At 70.3% G+C, this 15,661-nt stretch carries 21 protein-coding genes; 4 read left to right on the forward strand and 17 right to left on the reverse strand.

Annotated elements, in window-relative coordinates:
• Window positions 1–34: 34 nt before the first annotated feature.
• The gene (locus DU484_RS03920; protein ID WP_114584889.1) at window positions 35–277 is read left to right on the forward strand and encodes an AbrB/MazE/SpoVT family DNA-binding domain-containing protein; all 243 of its coding nucleotides are present in this window, start codon (window positions 35–37) and stop codon (window positions 275–277) included.
• Window positions 277–678 (forward strand): PIN domain-containing protein, encoded by a 402-nt coding sequence (locus DU484_RS03925; protein ID WP_114584890.1) that lies wholly within the window; start codon window positions 277–279, stop codon window positions 676–678. The genes DU484_RS03920 and DU484_RS03925 overlap by 1 nt, the downstream gene beginning before the upstream one ends.
• Here DU484_RS03925 and DU484_RS03930 read toward each other — a convergent pair.
• The 11 genes from DU484_RS03930 to DU484_RS03985 form a co-directional block, all read right to left on the reverse strand.
• The gene (locus DU484_RS03930) at window positions 675–1,829 is read right to left on the reverse strand and encodes a nicotinate phosphoribosyltransferase (protein WP_114584891.1); all 1,155 of its coding nucleotides are present in this window, start codon (window positions 1,827–1,829) and stop codon (window positions 675–677) included. The two genes, DU484_RS03925 and DU484_RS03930, sit on opposite strands and share 4 nt — an antisense overlap.
• Window positions 1,830–1,911: 82 nt before the next feature.
• On the reverse strand, window positions 1,912–3,345 hold the full coding sequence (locus tag DU484_RS03935) for an Hvo_1808 family surface protein (RefSeq protein WP_157969495.1): 1,434 nt from the start codon (window positions 3,343–3,345) through the stop codon (window positions 1,912–1,914).
• Window positions 3,346–3,390: 45 nt separating this feature from the next.
• The gene (locus tag DU484_RS03945) at window positions 3,391–5,028 is read right to left on the reverse strand and encodes an Hvo_1808 family surface protein (protein WP_187347761.1); all 1,638 of its coding nucleotides are present in this window, start codon (window positions 5,026–5,028) and stop codon (window positions 3,391–3,393) included.
• A 56-nt stretch (window positions 5,029–5,084) separates the two neighbouring features.
• On the reverse strand, window positions 5,085–6,029 hold the full coding sequence (locus DU484_RS03950) for a WD40/YVTN/BNR-like repeat-containing protein (protein ID WP_114584893.1): 945 nt from the start codon (window positions 6,027–6,029) through the stop codon (window positions 5,085–5,087).
• 112 nt (window positions 6,030–6,141) lie between these two features.
• Window positions 6,142–6,402, reverse strand: coding sequence for a DUF3194 domain-containing protein (locus tag DU484_RS03955; protein ID WP_114587153.1), 261 nt, complete (start codon window positions 6,400–6,402; stop codon window positions 6,142–6,144).
• Between the two features lie 4 nt (window positions 6,403–6,406).
• On the reverse strand, window positions 6,407–6,796 hold the full coding sequence (locus DU484_RS03960) for a prefoldin subunit beta (protein ID WP_114584894.1): 390 nt from the start codon (window positions 6,794–6,796) through the stop codon (window positions 6,407–6,409).
• 78 nt (window positions 6,797–6,874) lie between these two features.
• Window positions 6,875–7,150, reverse strand: coding sequence for a KEOPS complex subunit Pcc1 (locus tag DU484_RS03965; protein ID WP_114584895.1), 276 nt, complete (start codon window positions 7,148–7,150; stop codon window positions 6,875–6,877).
• Window positions 7,151–7,159: 9 nt separating this feature from the next.
• Entirely contained in the window at window positions 7,160–7,294 is a 135-nt protein-coding gene (locus tag DU484_RS03970; RefSeq protein WP_114584896.1) for a DNA-directed RNA polymerase subunit P, read from the reverse strand.
• Between the two features lies 1 nt (window position 7,295).
• On the reverse strand, window positions 7,296–7,568 hold the full coding sequence (locus tag DU484_RS03975; protein WP_114584897.1) for an eL43 family ribosomal protein: 273 nt from the start codon (window positions 7,566–7,568) through the stop codon (window positions 7,296–7,298).
• 56 nt (window positions 7,569–7,624) lie between these two features.
• Window positions 7,625–8,347, reverse strand: a complete 723-nt coding sequence (locus tag DU484_RS03980) for a ZIP family metal transporter (protein ID WP_187347762.1) — start codon at window positions 8,345–8,347, stop codon at window positions 7,625–7,627.
• 202 nt (window positions 8,348–8,549) lie between these two features.
• Window positions 8,550–9,272: a DUF2103 domain-containing protein gene (locus tag DU484_RS03985; protein ID WP_114605163.1), complete on the reverse strand. Its 723-nt coding sequence runs from the start codon at window positions 9,270–9,272 to the stop codon at window positions 8,550–8,552.
• 84 nt (window positions 9,273–9,356) lie between these two features.
• Here DU484_RS03985 and DU484_RS03990 point away from each other — a divergent pair, with 84 nt between their 5' ends.
• The gene (locus DU484_RS03990) at window positions 9,357–10,709 is read left to right on the forward strand and encodes a hypothetical protein (RefSeq protein ID WP_114584899.1); all 1,353 of its coding nucleotides are present in this window, start codon (window positions 9,357–9,359) and stop codon (window positions 10,707–10,709) included.
• Here the strand turns inward: DU484_RS03990 and truD are convergent.
• Together truD and DU484_RS04000 are read right to left on the reverse strand one after the other, a co-directional pair.
• The gene (truD, locus tag DU484_RS03995) at window positions 10,706–12,040 is read right to left on the reverse strand and encodes a tRNA pseudouridine(13) synthase TruD (RefSeq protein ID WP_114605164.1); all 1,335 of its coding nucleotides are present in this window, start codon (window positions 12,038–12,040) and stop codon (window positions 10,706–10,708) included. The genes DU484_RS03990 and truD overlap by 4 nt on opposite strands.
• A 62-nt stretch (window positions 12,041–12,102) precedes the next feature.
• Entirely contained in the window at window positions 12,103–12,750 is a 648-nt protein-coding gene (locus DU484_RS04000) for an urease accessory protein UreH domain-containing protein (RefSeq protein WP_114605165.1), read from the reverse strand.
• Window positions 12,751–12,942: 192 nt separating this feature from the next.
• Between DU484_RS04000 and DU484_RS04005 the strand changes: the two genes are divergently transcribed.
• Window positions 12,943–13,278, forward strand: coding sequence for a hypothetical protein (locus DU484_RS04005; protein ID WP_114605166.1), 336 nt, complete (start codon window positions 12,943–12,945; stop codon window positions 13,276–13,278).
• Between the two features lie 18 nt (window positions 13,279–13,296).
• On the opposite strand, the gene pth2 is transcribed toward DU484_RS04005, so the two are convergent.
• The 4 genes from pth2 to DU484_RS04025 are packed head-to-tail and all read right to left on the reverse strand — an operon-like array spanning window position 13,297 to window position 15,606.
• Window positions 13,297–13,635, reverse strand: coding sequence for a peptidyl-tRNA hydrolase Pth2 (gene pth2, locus DU484_RS04010; protein ID WP_114584903.1), 339 nt, complete (start codon window positions 13,633–13,635; stop codon window positions 13,297–13,299).
• A 48-nt stretch (window positions 13,636–13,683) separates the two neighbouring features.
• On the reverse strand, window positions 13,684–13,911 hold the full coding sequence (locus DU484_RS04015) for a hypothetical protein (protein ID WP_114584904.1): 228 nt from the start codon (window positions 13,909–13,911) through the stop codon (window positions 13,684–13,686).
• A gap of 36 nt (window positions 13,912–13,947) precedes the next feature.
• Window positions 13,948–15,045 carry a hypothetical protein gene (locus tag DU484_RS04020; protein ID WP_394338754.1) on the reverse strand — a complete coding sequence of 366 codons (1,098 nt, stop codon included), beginning with the start codon at window positions 15,043–15,045 and terminating at the stop codon, window positions 13,948–13,950.
• 48 nt (window positions 15,046–15,093) lie between these two features.
• A complete protein-coding gene (locus DU484_RS04025; RefSeq protein WP_114605167.1) occupies window positions 15,094–15,606 on the reverse strand; it encodes a FlaD/FlaE family flagellar protein in 513 nt (170 codons plus the stop codon).
• Window positions 15,607–15,661: the final 55 nt, after the last annotated feature.

Raw genomic sequence — 15,661 nt, forward strand, 5'->3', positions numbered from 1 at the left:
AAGGTTTTAGCGCGAGCACGTTCTACCGACGGGTATGTCCAAGTCGACGGACGAGCGCGGCCGGCTCTACCTGCCGAAGGGCGTTCGTGACCGGTTTGGGGACCGGTACCGCATCGTCGAACTCCCCGGTCACGTCGCCCTCGTCCCCGTCGACGACGACCCGATTTCGGGACTTCGCGCCGCAGTCGGCGACGCGTTCGAGGATGCGGACGTGGACCGACTCAAGACCGAGGCGAGGCGAGCCATCGCGCGTGAGGCACGGGATGACACCGAGTAATGTACGTCGAGACGGACTTTCTGGTGGCATTGCTGAAAGAGGAGGACTGGCTTCGTGACGCGGCGCTCCGTTCCCTCGACGAACACGACGACATCCACACCTCGATTCTGTCGTACGCCGAGGTGTTGGTGCTCTTCTACGACCGCGAGGCGTCCGCGTACGAAATCGACGCCCCACGAGCGGTCGCCAATCTGCTCGAACTCGTTCCGATCGAGCCAGCGCCCCACGAGGACGCCGTCCTCGCCGCGACGGTGTTCATCGACGAACACGGTCTGACCCCGTTCGACGCGCTCCACGCTGGCGTTGCCGCCACGAACGACGAGACGGTGTTATCGAGCGACCGGGCCTACGATTCGGTCGGACTCGACCGCCAACCGCTGGACTCCGACGAAACGAGCTAGCGGTCCGCCCCGAATCCCACGGCCTCGGCGTCCGCCAGCGCCCGCTCCGCCGCCGCGTCCACGTCGAACTCCCTGACCACCTCGCCGTCCCGAATCAGTGGTTCGAGGAGCGGTTCGCCGTCGGCCGGTCCCTCGTGGTCCGCGAGCCCGACGTGGTGACCGCCGTCCGGCGTCCGGTAGGCCTGCTTGGTCCCCGAGAGCTTCCCCCGTTTGGCCGCCGGTTCGCCGTCGACTTCGACGATGTCGAGGGCGAAATCAACGGGGTCGGCGTTCGAGATGTGACTGCCGACGCCGAAGCCGTCGGCCACGTCCCGGAGGTCACGCAGTTCCGCCGGTCCGAGGCCCCCACTCGCGAACACGTCCACGTCGTCGTACCCGCGGGCGTCGAGTTCCCAGCGCACCTCGCGGAGGATGTGCCGGAAGTCCCCGCGGCGCGACCCCGTGGTGTCGAGTCGGACGCTGTCCAGGTCGTCGCCGAGGGTTTCGACCGCCCGCAGGACCTCGTCCACCTCGTCGCTGTAGGTGTCACAGAGCGCCACACGAGGAACGTCCGGCGCCACCGCGTCGTCGAACGCCCGCCACGCCGCCGCCTGTTCCCCGCGACCGAAACAGATCAGCAGGGCGTGGGGCATCGTCCCCCCGGCCTCCCGATCCAGCACCTCGCCGGCGGCGACGTGGGAGAACCCGTCCAGTCCCGCGAGCAACGCGCTCCGTTCGACGACCGCCGCGATGGACGGGTGGACGTGGCGCGCCCCGAAGGAGAGCACCGTCGACTCCGGGGCGGCCCGCCGCGCCTCTAACGCCCCCGTCGCCATCCCGCTGGCGTGTGAGAGCAGACCGAGCAGCGAGGTTTCGAACCGCGCGAATTCGAGATACGGCCCTTCGATCCGCATGACTGGCCCGCCGTCGAACAGTCGCCCCTCGCCCATTGCGTCGACGTCGACGCCCCGCCCCTCCAGCAGGGCAGCCGCGTCTTTCACCCCCGCGAGCAGTTCGAAGTCGCCGTCGGGGAACTGATCGGCCGTCACCTCCGCGACGACCGTCGGGTTCCGGCCGGCGTGTCGCAGCGTCGTCTCCGTCCGCAGGAAGTACGCGTCGGTCGCCGTCCCGTCGCGGATGGCCTCGGGACCGACGATGTCGAACGGTGGCATTGCCGCCGGCTTCGCTCCCGCCGGTGAAAAATCCCGTCGTTCGGTCGCCGCGGTCGAAGAGGATTCCTCTTCATACGCCTACTCAGTCGGCCGGCGGGCGGTGGACCGCGTCCAGCGCCTCGACCGTCGGCGCGTTGGTGACCGTCACCGTCGTCCCGTTTCGCGTCACCCGGTACGCGTCGGTGTAGGGGCCCGCAGGCACCACGAGCACGTCGCCGGCGCGGCGCTCGGCACCCCGACGCGTCCGCAACAGGTCACGGTACGCGATGGCGAAGGCCGCGGCGTCGCCCGTCGTCGCCCACTCGGTCCGCAGGACGTAGCCCGTCGCCGTCTCGTTGCGGTAGGGGACGAGTCGGTCGCCGACCCACCCCGCCGTGACCGGGTGGGTGTAGTTGTACGTGCGGTGCGGGCGCGAGGGGCGTTGCAGGTGGAACGTCTCGGTCCCGCCGTTGGCCCACAGGGTCGCGAAGAGCGACGCCTCGCCGACCGTCGTCCCCGGCGGCGACCGGCCGAAGCGACGCCAGTCGTCGGCGGAGCGGTCCGGCACCCGGACCGCCGTCGGTTCCCAGTCCGGATATCGTGTGGGGTGGATCACCGCCGCCGAACTCGTCGGCGGGTCGGCGTAGGCGGCGTTCACCGCCGCCCACCCGCCACGCTCCCGGAGCCGGTGGACGAACGCCGGGCCGTCGCTGTAGGGCTGGTAGACGGCGACGTAGACGCCCATCTCACCGTCGAGGCTCGCCCCCGGGCCGCTCGTCGGCCGCGCCAGACACGACCACTCTCCCCCACACCGTTGCTCGTACAGGTCCTCGACGTAGCCCGCGTCGCCCTCGATCAACCCCTGCCACCCAAGCCGCTCGTCGCGGGTCAGGTTCCGCCGTCCCTCGAACGCCGCCCCGAAGTGCTGGTCCTGCAGGGCGTGAGTGAGTTCGTGCGCGAGCGTCCGGCGGTCGAGCGTCGGCCGCGCCGAGTCGCTCACCACGACGATCCGATCCTCGCTCGGGACGTACGCCCCCTGTACCGACGCGCCGTAGAACGCCTCGAACGTCGCCGCGACCGACCGGTCCTCGCCGACGAGGAGCAGGGCCTCCCACACCACCTCCTCGAACGCCGTCGCGGTCACGTTCTCGTCCGCGAGATACGTCTCGCGGTCGACCACTTCGACCGGTACCGTGGATTCGAACTCCAGCCCCCGAAGCCGCTCGACGCGGGCCATCGTCCGCGCGACGACCGCCTCGCGCTCGCTCGCGTTCAGGCCGTCCGACGCGTTCACCGCGAGCGACTCGTCGTACCAGTAGCCGGCCTCCCAGCCGAGGCGGTCCGCGTCCGGGTCGGTGAAGTCGGGGTGGGCGGGCGTCGGCGTTGGCGATGGCGTGGCCGTCGTCGTCGCCGCCGTCGGCGTCGACGTACCCGTTCGTTCCGGCGTCGCCGTCGTCGTCGGGGCCCCATCCGGCCCGACCGCTCCCCCACAGCCCGCGAGAACGACGAGGACCGCCAGCAGGACGGGGAGACGCATCTCCCCGGTCGTCGGCGGCGGTCGGTGAAAAGGGTGCCGTCGCGGTCAGTTCAGCCGGCGAGCAACCGCGACCAGCGCCACGGCGGCGAGCAGAGCGAGCACGGCCGTCAGCGGGCCGAAACCGGGCGCTTCGAGGCCGGTCGAGCCGGACTCGTCGTCGTCCGCCGTGGCCGTGGTACTCGCGTCGCCCCCGTCGCTCGTCGCGGCGGTCCCGCCGTCGCCGTCGCCGCTCGCGCCGTCACCGCCCCCGCTCTCCGGCGCCGGCCGAATCTCGCTCAGTTGCTCGGTCGTCGGCGCGTTGACGATAGTGACCGTCGTCCCCTGCCGGTCGATGCGGAAGGCGTCGGCGAACTCGCCGCTCGGGACGACGTACGTGTTGTCCCCCTGCGACTGCGCGTCGTGGGCGTCGAGGATGGCGCGGTAGGCGTTGTGGAACTGCGCGGCGTCCTGCTCGGTGTCCCACTCGGTCACCCAGACGTAGCCGTACTGTGCGTCCTCGCCGCTCCCCTTCGCGTACGGGAACACGCGGTCGTTGCCCCAGCCTGCGGAGGGCTCCGCGTCGTAGTTGTAGATGTCGTACTGGCTGGTGGTCTGGACGACGGACTGTGGCGATATCGTCCGGGCGCGCGCCGTCCGCGCCTGATACCAGAACATCACGTACATCGACGCCTCACCGACGGTGTCCGATCCGCCCTCACCCTGGTTCGGGAAGGTCTCCCAGCCGTTCCGGGCGCGGTCCGTGTACTCGATGGGTATCGGCTCCTCGTCGGTCAGGTGGATGACCTGCTCCGTCGACTGCGGCGGGTCGTCGAACGCCTCCTCGACCGCCTCCCAGCCGCCCCGTTCGATGAGCCAGTCGATGTAGACCGGACCGTCGGAGTAGGGCTGCAGGAGCGTCAGCAGGATGCCGAGGTTCGGGGGCTCCCCTGCGCCCCCGTCCGAACCGGGCGTTGCGACGCAGTCCCACTCGGCGCCACAGCGGTTCGTGTAGCGCTGCTCGATGTAGTTGGCCTCCCCCTCGACGACACCGTCGGTCGCCAGGCCCGCGTCCTGCGTCTCGGTCGCGGTGATTCGCTCGCCGAGGTCACCGTCCTGATCCTGCAGGGCGTGGACGAGTTCGTGGACGAGCGTCGCGTTGTCGATGGTCGGGCTATCCGGCGAGTCGGTGATGATCCGGATGCGGTCGTCGCTGGGGGCGTAGAAGCCGGCCGTGGTCTCCCCGGTCGCCGACTGCAGCGCCTCGTTCGCCTCCCGGTCCTCGCCGATGACGAACAGCGCCTCCCACACCTGATCGTTCCAGGCGTCGAACGAGGCGTTGCTCGTGGCGTTCTCGCCCCGCTGGCGCTGGAACTCCTCCCGAGAGAGCACCTGGACCGGCACGTCGCTGTCGAACTCCGACTCCCTGAGGTACTCGACGCGGGCCATCGCCCGCGACACGTACGCGTCCAGCTCCTCGTCGCTGAGGCCGTCGGACTGGTCGACGTCGATCGACTCATTGTGCCAGTAGCCACCTTCCCACCCGACGACGTCCTCGTCGGGGTCGGCGCGCTGCTCGACGACGTCCGCGCCGTCGACGGCCGTCGCCCCGCCGCGTTCGACCGCCGCCGGTGCGGCCGCCGTCACCGGCGCGACCGCCGCCACCATCATCAGTACCGCGAGAACCGCGGATGCCCGCTTTCGCATACCCCCCCGTTGGGATGCGCTACGGAAGTACCTTGCCCGCCGCGGAACGGGCCGGCTTAGCGTTCGAGGACGGTCCCGCCGGCGCCGCCGACGACTTCGATCCCGTCCGCGTCGACGACGGCGTTCAGGTTCGACCCGCTTGGCGTCATCTCCCGGGTCCACCCCTCGGCGTCGCGGCGGTAGACGGCGCCGCCGCCCCCGACGGTCAGCCCCGCCTCGCCGGCCAGTTCCACGTCGCGGAGCGAGGCGTCGCCGGTGTCCTCGCGGACCCACTGCGAGCCGTTCCAGTGATACACCGTCCCGCCCCCGCCGACGACGGTCAGGTCGTCGGGGGCGTCGGAGTCGACGCCGTAGAAGTTGTAGTTGGCGTCGGCGATGCCCACCTCCTCCCACGTCGAGCCGTCGTCGGTGACGAAGACGGTCTTGTTGCCGTCGACGGCGTGTCCCGACCGCGGCCCGTGGAAGTCGATGGCGTTCACGTTCGACCCGCTCCCCGGCGTGACCGAATCCCAGGTTCCGGTCTCGCCGTTCTCGAAGCTGTAGTAGATCTTGCCCGAGTCGCCCGCGACGTAGACGTTGGCGTCGCCGGCCTCGCCGGTCACCGCCACGTCGTTGAAGTTGTTCGTCACGTCGTTGGGCGCCGAGTGGTCGGTCAGGTCCCGGATGCTCACGTCGTACTCCCCGATGGCGCCGCTGGAGCCGACGAACCAGAGGCGCTCGCCGTCGTCGGTCACGTCCGAGCCGTAGAGGTTGTTGCCGTTCCCGGTCGGCCCGCCGCTCGCGGCGATGAGCCAGCTGTCCTCGCCGCGCTCGATGACGTAGCCGCTCCCGCCGACGGCGTACTCGCCGGCGGCCGTCGTCTCCACGTCGTGGAGGGTCACGTCCACGGGCGTCTCGGCGCTCAGCCACACGCGGTCCGCGGCGCCGATGGTCGGCACGGCCGCCAGCCCGGCGACCGCTGCAGTGCTCCGAAGGAACGTGCGACGTGTCGTGTCTCGCATCGTTCGATCACTCCACCCGGCTCTGGGGACGGAGGTGTGGTAAAAAGGGGAAGCCGTTAACGCGATTTTGGCGGCGTTTAACGCCAGTTTAATTCGGTTTAGCGGTCGACGGCTACGCCGCGCCGTCGTCGTCGGCGTCGAACAAGTCGTCGACGGCGTCCCGCGCCGCGAGCGCCGCCTCGTCGGCGACCGCTTCAGGGTCCGCCTCGTCGTCCGGTGCGTTCAGATAGACGTCGACCTCGAGGACGCCCTCCTCGAACGTCACGGTCACGTCGAGATCGCGCACGTCGGACTGGCGGTAGTGTGCGAAGACGACTCCCTCGGCCGCTTCGGCGGCCGTCCGAACGACGGTTTCGTCGTCGGGCTCGCCCACGGCCTTACGCGCCGCCGGCGCCGCCCGGTCCCATCGGGCCGCCACCAGCGCCGCCCTGCAGCATCTGCTGGAGTTCCTGCTGGAGCGACTCGAACTGCTCGCGGACGCGCTCTTCCTGTTTACCCAGCTGCTCGACGCGAACCTCGAGGCTCTCGACTTTCTCCTCCAGGTTGTCGTAGGCGTCGTCGTACTCCGTCGAGACGAGGAGCTCGCCGACCTCGCGGTACATCTCGGTGTCCTCGTCGATGTCCTCGAGCGCGTCGAGCGCCGTCTGGGACTCGTTGAGCGTGGTTTCGGCCTGCTGTTTCTGGGCCGCAACCTGCTGGGCCGTCTCCTGCAGGTCCTGCAGTTCCTCGATTTTCTCCTGGGCCTCCGGCGGCAGATTGCCTTGCATGGGCGGATCGTTGGGTCCCGGAGTGAAAAAGCCCCGTATTCCCGTTCGCGCCGGCGTGATCGACGGCCCGCGAGGGGTTCAGGCTCCCGCCGAGTCCTCGGCATCGACCGACACCGCCTCCGCCACGTCCAGCAGGCGGAGCCACGTGTTCGCCCCGGCACGCAGGGCGACGAGGTCGGCCGCGCCGACCTGCACCCGAACCGTCCGGCCCTCGCGTTCGACCCGGGCCGTCGAGCGGTCGTCGTCTATCTCCCCCACCTCGACGCGGACGCTGCGCTCGACGATCCGGGCGCGCCGCTCGGTGTCGTACGCGAACCGCAGAGAGAGGGTGTGTGGCGCGTCGTCGACGAACACGGCAGTACGCTACTGGACGTCGACTTCCTTGACCGTCGGCGCGCGCTCCTTCAGGAGCACCCGGTGCCCGCAGTACGGGCAGCGGACGCCGCCGTACTCGTCGAGTTCCACGTCGCGCTTACACCGGGAACACTTGTAGCTCATGTTATTCGTCGTCGTCGGTGGCCAGCGCCGCGCGGATCGACCGCCGAACGGTGCGGCCGCCGGGCGTCTCGGGCCGGTACGCCCCGCCGGTGAAGGTCTCGCCCGTCTCCTCGTTCTTCCAGACGCCGGTTCCGACTCGGGTGACGCTGTCCCCGTCGACGGTGGCGTTCTGCATCCCTGCTTCGATCTCCTTGACGCGCCGGCGGGCGACACGCCCGTATCGCGCGCCGAATCGGCCCGCGCTCCCGGTGCTGCGTGCCTTGTTCTCGGCCATAGTACCGCTGAATACCGGGAGGGAACGGATAAACCCTGCGAGTTGCCCCCGTCGGATCAGTGCACCATATCCAGCAGGAAAATCGAGAGGAACCCGACGAAAAACAGCGTCGTCGACACCGGCGTCTCGGGGACTTTCTGTGCTTTCACCAGCAACTCCTCGGTGACGAGATACAGCAGTGCCGCGGAGCCGAAGGCGAGGATGATCGCGATTGGTGCCCCGGTCACCCCGTCGAGAGCGAGGACGCCGACGGTCACGCCGGCCGTCAGCAACGCCCCGAACGCCGCCGGCACCGCGAGTTTGCGGAGGGTCCCGATCCCCGAGGGCAGCGCGACGACGCCGGCGACACCCAGAAAGAGCACCTCGATGGAAAGCGCCACGGCGATGAGGACGCCGGTCGCGGCCTCCGTGAGGAAGGTGACGCCGATGAGCACCCCGTCGATGAGCATGTCGATACCGACGGTGATGAGCAGTCCGGCGGCGCCCGCGTAACTCCCGCCAACCCCTCGCTTCTCGATGACCGTGCTCAGCCGGTGGATGCCGAGCATCGTCACGACACCGACGGCGAACCCGACGACGACCACCGTCGGCGCCCGGTCGTGGACGTCCGGCAGCAGTTCGGCGGCGACGGCGGCGATGACCACGCCGGCCGCGAAATGTTGCACGTTGCTCTCCATCTGCGCCCCCGGCGGTCGGTAGACGGCGATCACGCCGCCGACCAGCGCGGCCACGACGGCCAACATCGTGTACGACAGCGCCTGAATCAGAGTCCCGGCCATTCGCCCGGTGTTCGTGGCCGGACCCTGATTAATCCGGGCGATTCGAGCGAACCTTCGACCCGGGGATCGACCGCGTTCCCGTCCGTCCAGTGGTCCCTCCACGAACGCTCGGGCCGGGCGTTCGTAGGGGTTATCGTAACTGTCCTTAGATTCTCGTCGGACCGTCCCAGCGAGAATCTCTGCTGACTTCCGATAATCCCTATCAGTCCTGCAGGTCGGCGGCCGCCAACGCCTCGTTCAGGTCGTCGCGGACGCGTTCGCCCGTCTCCCGGTCCATCGCCGTCGTCACGATCCGGTTCTCCTGGACGCTCGACCCGTCGCGCAGGAGGAGGCGCACGTTGCCGTTGCCGTCCGCCCGGGTCACCTTCGCCCGGAGTCCGGACTGCGATCCCGTCCCGCCGGCGTCGATCGGACCGGGAACGATCTTTTTGACGTGCGGGTGTTCGGCCACCGTCGAGATGGCGCGCCGCCCCGTCCGCCCGCCGATCAGCGTCGTGTGCCGGCCGCCGAGTTTCTCCTTCGGCGGCGTCTCCACCACCTCCAGCGCCCGGTCGCCGCGCCGCTCCAGCACCGCCGCCACCGGGTCCTCGCCGGCGACGCGGTAGAACTCGTAGTGGGTCTCCGCCCGCACCGCGCGGATGGTCTCCCGGTCGCCGGCCGCGAACACCGTCTCCGGGCGCTTCCGGCGCAGTTCGTCGGCGATCAACCCCGCGAAGTTCCGCCGTTCGATGACCCGCGCTTCCCCCTCCTCCTCCGGGCGCGTGGTGATCGTCGTTTCGCCCAACACGTCCTCCTCGTCGAGCATCGTCAGGCGAGCGCGGTCCTCCGCGATGTCGAGGACGACGGCGTCGCAGTTGGCGGTGTGACAGACCAGACAGTAGTCGCCCGGCCGGTCTAACGGGGACCCACACCGCCCACACTCCATGGTCGTGGCAGTCGGCCCGCGCGGATAAGTGCGTCCTTCGACCCCGACACAAGACCCATTGTATTCCGTTCGCACGGCTCACGCATGGTCCCCCCTCTCTCCCTCCCCCGGACCCTCGTCGCCCTCGCCCTCGTCGGGGCGCTCCTCGGTGCCGCGTTCGCGGTCCCCGCGGCGGCCAGCCCCCGTCCCATTCAGGTGTGTTCGCCCTGTGAACGCGGGTTCACCTACGCGGCCCAGAGCCACGACGTGGACGTGGAGATAGAACGCAGTACCGCCACCATGCGCGTCCACCGCAACGGCTCCGCGACGTGGACCGTCGAGAACCGGCTGAACGACACGGCCGCCTTCGAGAACGCGTCGCTCCGGCAGGCCGTCGCCGAGGAGGCCATCTTGGTCCACGACGCCCGCCTGTTGTCGACGAGCGTCTCGGGCGATACGGTGCGGATGCGCTACCGCACGTCCGACGCCGCGACCGAGGCATCCGGCGGCGTCCTCCGGGTCGAATACTTCCGCGACGACCCCGGTGCCATGGTCCGATCCGGCCTCGGTGCCGACCGCCTCACGCTCGTCGCCCCCGAAGGGATGGCCGTCGGCCACGCCCTCCCCGGCGCCGACGTGTCGGGCCGCGAGATGACGGTCACGTCGTTCGACGGCGGCGGCGACGGTCCCTTCGTCACCCTCGTCCCCGAGGGCGATCCGCTCGCCCCGCTGTGGAGCCTCGTCGCCGTCACCCTCCCGCTCGTCCCCGTCGTCGGCCGGAACCTCGCCTTCCTCGTCGCGATTCCGACGCTCGTCTTCGTCGGCGGCCTCCGGGCCGTCGCGTGGGCCGTCTCGGCCGCGGGTCTCGATCCGGCGGCCGCCACCTCCGACCGCCGCGCACTCGTCGTCGTCGCCCTCGCTCTCCTCGCCCTCGCCCACCCGCTCGCCCCGGGGCTGTTCGCCCTCGGCGGCGTCGAACCGCCACTCGTCGCCGGCGCGGCCGGCGCCGTCGTGCTCGGCGGCGCCCTCGCCGTTCCCGCCGTGCGTGCCCGCCTCTCGGTCGCCCGTCTCGCCGGCCTCGTCGGCCTCGCGTTCGTCGTCGCCGTCGCCGTCGGCGTCCTCCTCCGGGCGCTGACGGACCTCCACGTCACCGAGCAGGTCGTCCGCCGGATGCTCGTCGTCCTCCCGGTGTACGCCGTCACGCTCGTCGGGTACGCGGCGGCTCACGGCCGCCTCCGCGCGGCGCTGGCGGCCGCCGCCGGCGCGTTCGCCCTCGTCCTCGTCACCACCTTTCCGATCCTCTCGCAGGGTGGGACGCTCTACTTCCTCGGCGTCGCCGTCGCCGTCATCGGCGCTATCGGCGCCGCTATCGTCGGTATTCCGTTGTTCCTGCTCGGCCACAGCCTGCCCCGAACGGGCACGCCCCCCACCGCCGACGGCGGGACCGCGGACGACTAGAGGTCCCGCGGGTCGACTTTCAGGAACTCCCGCAGGACGGCCGTCGCGTACGACCCCCGCGGGAGCGAAAAGGAGAGGGTGAGCGGGTCGCGGGCGACGTCGAGGTCGGTCCCGACCAGAATTGCCCGCCGGGTCCCCGTCGACTCGAAGTTGCCGGGGAGGTCGAAATCGGCGGGTGCGAGGTCCAGATCGGCCAGCACCTCGCGCGCTATCTCGCCGGGTTCGCCGTCGCCCAGACCGGTCTCGGTCCCGACGAGCGGCGCGGTGACGAACGCGCGGCCGCGCTCGCAGTGCCGGGTCACCACGTCGACCCGACCTTCGCTCACTCGTTGCAGGCGGTCGGTGTCGGGGACCGGCAAGCCCTCGGGCGCGTCGGCGTCGGCGAAGGCCACCACGTCACCGGCGACCGGGCGGTCGAAGGGGAGGCCGCGGCGCAGGCGCTTCGAGAGCATACGGTTGAACGCGTAGGACTGCGCCGCGTTGACGAAGAGCCGCTGGAGGTTCCACGGCACGGTTTCGAGCGCGGCCCGGAAGTCCGCCGGCTCCGCGCCGCCGTTCTCGACCAGCGCGTGGAGCATCGACCGCTCGTAGCCGAGGTGACCCGGCGTCGCGTCGAGGGCGACCTGCCAGTCCGGATCGGCGCTGTCCGCCACCGTATCGACCGTCGCCCGCGCCTCCTGTGTTCGGTCGGGCTCCGACTCCGCGGGGTTGCCGACGTACGCGAGCACCGCCTCGCGCCACTCCTCGCGGACGACGTGGAGTCCCACCTCGTGGGTGACGGGCCGCCGACTGCCGAAGCGCTGGTGGCCGAAGACGTTGGGGACGGCGACGCGTCCGCCGCCGAACTCGCGGAGGGCGTCGGTGACCGCGTCCACCTCGTCGGGCCGCTCCGGGTCGGCGATCCGAATCTCGAAGGCGTTGCCCGCGAGGTCACCGAACTCCAGATTGCGGCCGATCCGGCCCAGCGCCTCGATGTCGGCGCCCGAGAGGTCGGGCAGGTCGCCGGCGTCGACGCCTTGGACCGAGAATAGCTGCGTCGTGACCGCGCGCTTGTCCTTCGTCCCCGCCCACGACACGCGCTCGCGGCTAACCTCGAGCGCCGAGGAGAGCGCTCCCGCGAAGTCGTTGGTGTCCCAGTCGGTGAGCGTCGCGCGGACGAGGAGGTGGGGGTAGGCGCCGGGGTCGGCGTCGAGCGGCTCCGGCTCTACGCCCTCGAGTTCGCGCACCCGGAAGTCGGCCGGGGCGTCACGGAGGTGTCCCCCGACGCCGGGGCCGTCGCTCACGTAGTAGTCGATGCCGACCTGCCGTTCCAGTGGGTGTGCCTCGCGCATCGGGGTCGTCACCGGCGATTCGCGCCCCCGACGGGATACGCTGTCGGTTCGACGGTCGGTGCTCAGACGAGGCCGGCCACCTCGGCCAGCAACAGACAGCCGACGGCGACGCCGACGACGCCGGCGAGTCCCCGGAGGGTGCGCCGGGCGCCGGCGTCGAGGCTCCGCCCCCACACCGCCGACGCGGCCGCCATCGTCAGCACCGATCCGACGCCGAAGGCAGCGAGGAAGGCGACGCCGGTCGGCAGATCCGGTGCGGCGGCGACCAGCGCGACCACCAGCGCGCCGCTCCCCGCGACGCCGTGGAGGGCGCCGACGAGAACCGAGTCGCCGTGCAGGTGGACGTGCCCGCCGCCCAGCGATAGGTCCCCGACCTGCAGGTGACCGTGGAGCGGATGCGTCCCGTGGTCGTGTTCGCGGTAGCCGAGGACGCCGGCCAGCATCCGCGCCCCGAGGTAGACGAGGACGACGCCGACGACGCCCTCGAACAGCGCGGTGACCGAAGTCGGAAGCCTGACGCCGAGGAGGAGGAACGTCACCCCGAGCGCGGCGATGGGGAGGGTGTGGCCGACGCCCCACGAGGCGCCGACGAGGCCGGGCCGGGATGGGTCGTCGTCGACGAGCGTCACGATGGCGGCGAGGTGGTCCGTTTCGAGTGCGTGGCGCGCGCCGAGGGCACCCCCGGCGACGGCGGCGGCGACGAGTGACACGTTCGCGGCTCGTCGCCCCCGGGCTTAATTCGCGTGGTTCGTTGGATCGCTCCGGACCGCCTCCGGCGCGGCGCCGTCTGCCCCCGACCGTGCCCGGCTCACAGTCCGGACGAACTCTAGATGGAGTTCCGACGAAGCCTGTCCGAAACTTGAAAAATCGCCTTTACCGCCGACGTTCTCGGATCGGACGCGATGTCACATCACACGACACGACGGCGGTCCCTCGGAACGGCTGGCGCACTGACCGTGACGGCGCTGGCCGGCTGTACGGACTCCGGGTCCGGCGGCGACGGGGACGGGATGGACGAGTCGTCGATGGACGGGAGCGAAGACAGCACGATGGACGGAGGTGAAAACAGCACGATGGACGGCGGAATGACCGAGACGTCGATGGCCGGAGACGAAAACGGGACGATGGAGGACGGAACGAACGGCACGTCGATGGCCGGCGGCGAAAACAGCACGATGGACGGGACGGAGAATGGCACGATGGACGACGGAACGAACGACACGTCGATGGACGGCTGACGGTCCCGCGGCCGGCGCTCAGTACAGCGACAGCTCGCCGGTCACGCGGTCCACGTCCTCGTCGTCGCCGGGGCCGACGGCGAGCGCCGTCACCGTCCCCGGATCCAACTGGGTGTGGCCGGCGTCGCGGATGATGGCGTTCGGCAGGCCGGCCCGTTCGGCAGCGTCGGCCAGCTCGAACAGTTCGGCCTCGCCGCTCCCCTTCAGGACGACTTTCTTCTGTCCCTCCCCTTTCCACGCGCGGCGGGTGCGCTCGTCGGCGTCCTCGTACGCCGAGAGCGACGCGTGGGCGACCTGTGCAGCGAGCTTTCCCTGCCCCATGCCGAGGTCGGTCCGCGCGACGATGGCCTGTTTCATACCCCACCGCTGACGCGGGCGGGCCAAAGCGTCGTCGGTCCGGTGCGGTCAGGTGGCGCCTTCCTCCGAGGGACGGGGTCGCAACGCTCCGTAGCCGAGACTCCCGAGCAGGTAGCACAGGGACCCCACGAACAGCGGAATCGTGACGAACGTCGCGACGGAGTCCTCGCTCCCGCCGGAGTCGATTTCGTAGAGCTGGGCCGAGATGGTGCCGAACTGGAGGAGCACGAGCGCGACGCCGCGACGGACGGTCCGTTGGAGGGCCGGCGAAGCCACGGCCGGTATCCCGTCCGGGCGAAAAAAGCCGTTTCCCTAGTACGCGTCGGCGGCGACGAGTCGCTCGGCGATGCGCTGGGCGCCGACGGCCGCGGACTCGGCCGGTTCGTCGGGTGCCACCGCCTCCACGTCCCGCTGGAGTTCCTCGCTCAGGCGCTCCTCGAACTCCTCGACGATGCCGGGGATACAGGCCATCCCGCCCGTGAGGACGATGGGGCGGTCGAGCGCCAGCTGGTACACCTTGATGTAGTCGTTGGCGAGTTCGGGCAGGAAGGCGTTGGCGATCTCCTCGACGGCGTCGTCGACGTACTCGTCGACGGCGTCCATGACGCTGCGCTCGATGGTGAACTCGTGGGAGCCGCCGCCGGGCTGTTGGATCACGTCCGTGAACGGCTCGAAGTCCACGAAGTCGGCGTGCGCTTCTTTGTACTCGCGGGCCGTGGTGGTGTCGATGTTCACCCGTCCCTGCGTCTCCTCCTCGACGTAGTTGGCGATCATCCGATCCACCTCGTTGCCGGTGACGGCGCCGGTGGTGAAGGGGATGAGCTGCTCGCCCCGCCGGTACGCGGAGGCTTCGAGGTTCGTCGACCCCAGGTTCACGGTGACGAAGATGTCGTCGACGGCTTCCAGCCCGTCGCCCATCGCCGGCACCGAGCCACAGAGCGATTCCGGATAGCTTCGGATGAGTGCCTCGCCGATGGAACTCCCCTCGATGACCGACTCCAGGTTCGCCAGTCCACGTTCGTTGTCGATGGTCGGAATGGCGTAGACGACGGCGCTGTTCTCGGGAACGTCGTTGGCGTCGATCACTTCCTCGAAGAACGTCGACGTGAGCTCCGCCCGCGACTCGTCTTCCGGCAGGCCCGAGCGAAGCGTGTACTGCACCCGGTCGGGATACTCCGTCGCCGCCTCCTCGCCGTAGAGTACCTTCTCCTCGCCCGTGATCACGTCCTCGTAGGTGGCGAGACAGGTCAGCGTCTTGACCGTCCGGAAGCCGTCGTCTTCGGGAACCGTGATGACCGTCCGCGTGCTTCCGAGTTTGACGCCGATGGGAATCGGGTCGTCGCCGCCACCGCCAGTGTCGGCCTCCTCGTGCTCCGGGTCGTCGTCCATCTCCGCGTCGGCTTCGCTCATACGGCCGCGGCTACTCGGGGGGATGGTAAATAATCACGCCCGCGATTCTCAGCGTTGCGAACAGGACGCCAGCCGAGCGATGTAGTGGAGGCTCACCCGGTGATCGTCGGCCCCGAGGCCGTTCGCGGCGTCGGCCTGCGGGTCGCCGATGCCGGCGAGATACCGGTCGAGCATCCCGGTGGTGTCGCTCCCGAGCCACCCCACCCGCTCGTAGAACTCGAGGGCGTCGGCGGCCGATTCGTGGCCCCCCTGCAGGACGAGAAACTCCAGCCACTCGAAGATCAGCGCCTCGGCGGACAGCGACGCGGGGAGGGCGGGGAGATACGGTCGCTCCACGTCCGCGCCGTCCAGCGCCGCGAGGTCACGCGTGATGGCCGTCTCGAAGGCGACGGCGGCGGCCGGCCGGTCCGTGTCGCCGTCGTCGTCGGTCGTTTCCTCGTCGTCGTCGGCCGCCGCGTCGACCCACGCCTCGGGCCAGTCGTCACGCCCGCCGAGCGACGGCTGGCCGACGCTGGCCGCCCGGAGTTCGTCGAGGTCGTAGTTTCGGGGATCGATGGCCACGGAACGCCGAGGCGTACGGGCGCCCGGAAATTAAACCTTCGCGCGCGATCCGGGG

Source organism: Haloplanus rubicundus (assembly GCF_003342675.1).
In the GTDB taxonomy this organism is placed as follows: Archaea; Halobacteriota; Halobacteria; order Halobacteriales; family Haloferacaceae; genus Haloplanus; species Haloplanus rubicundus.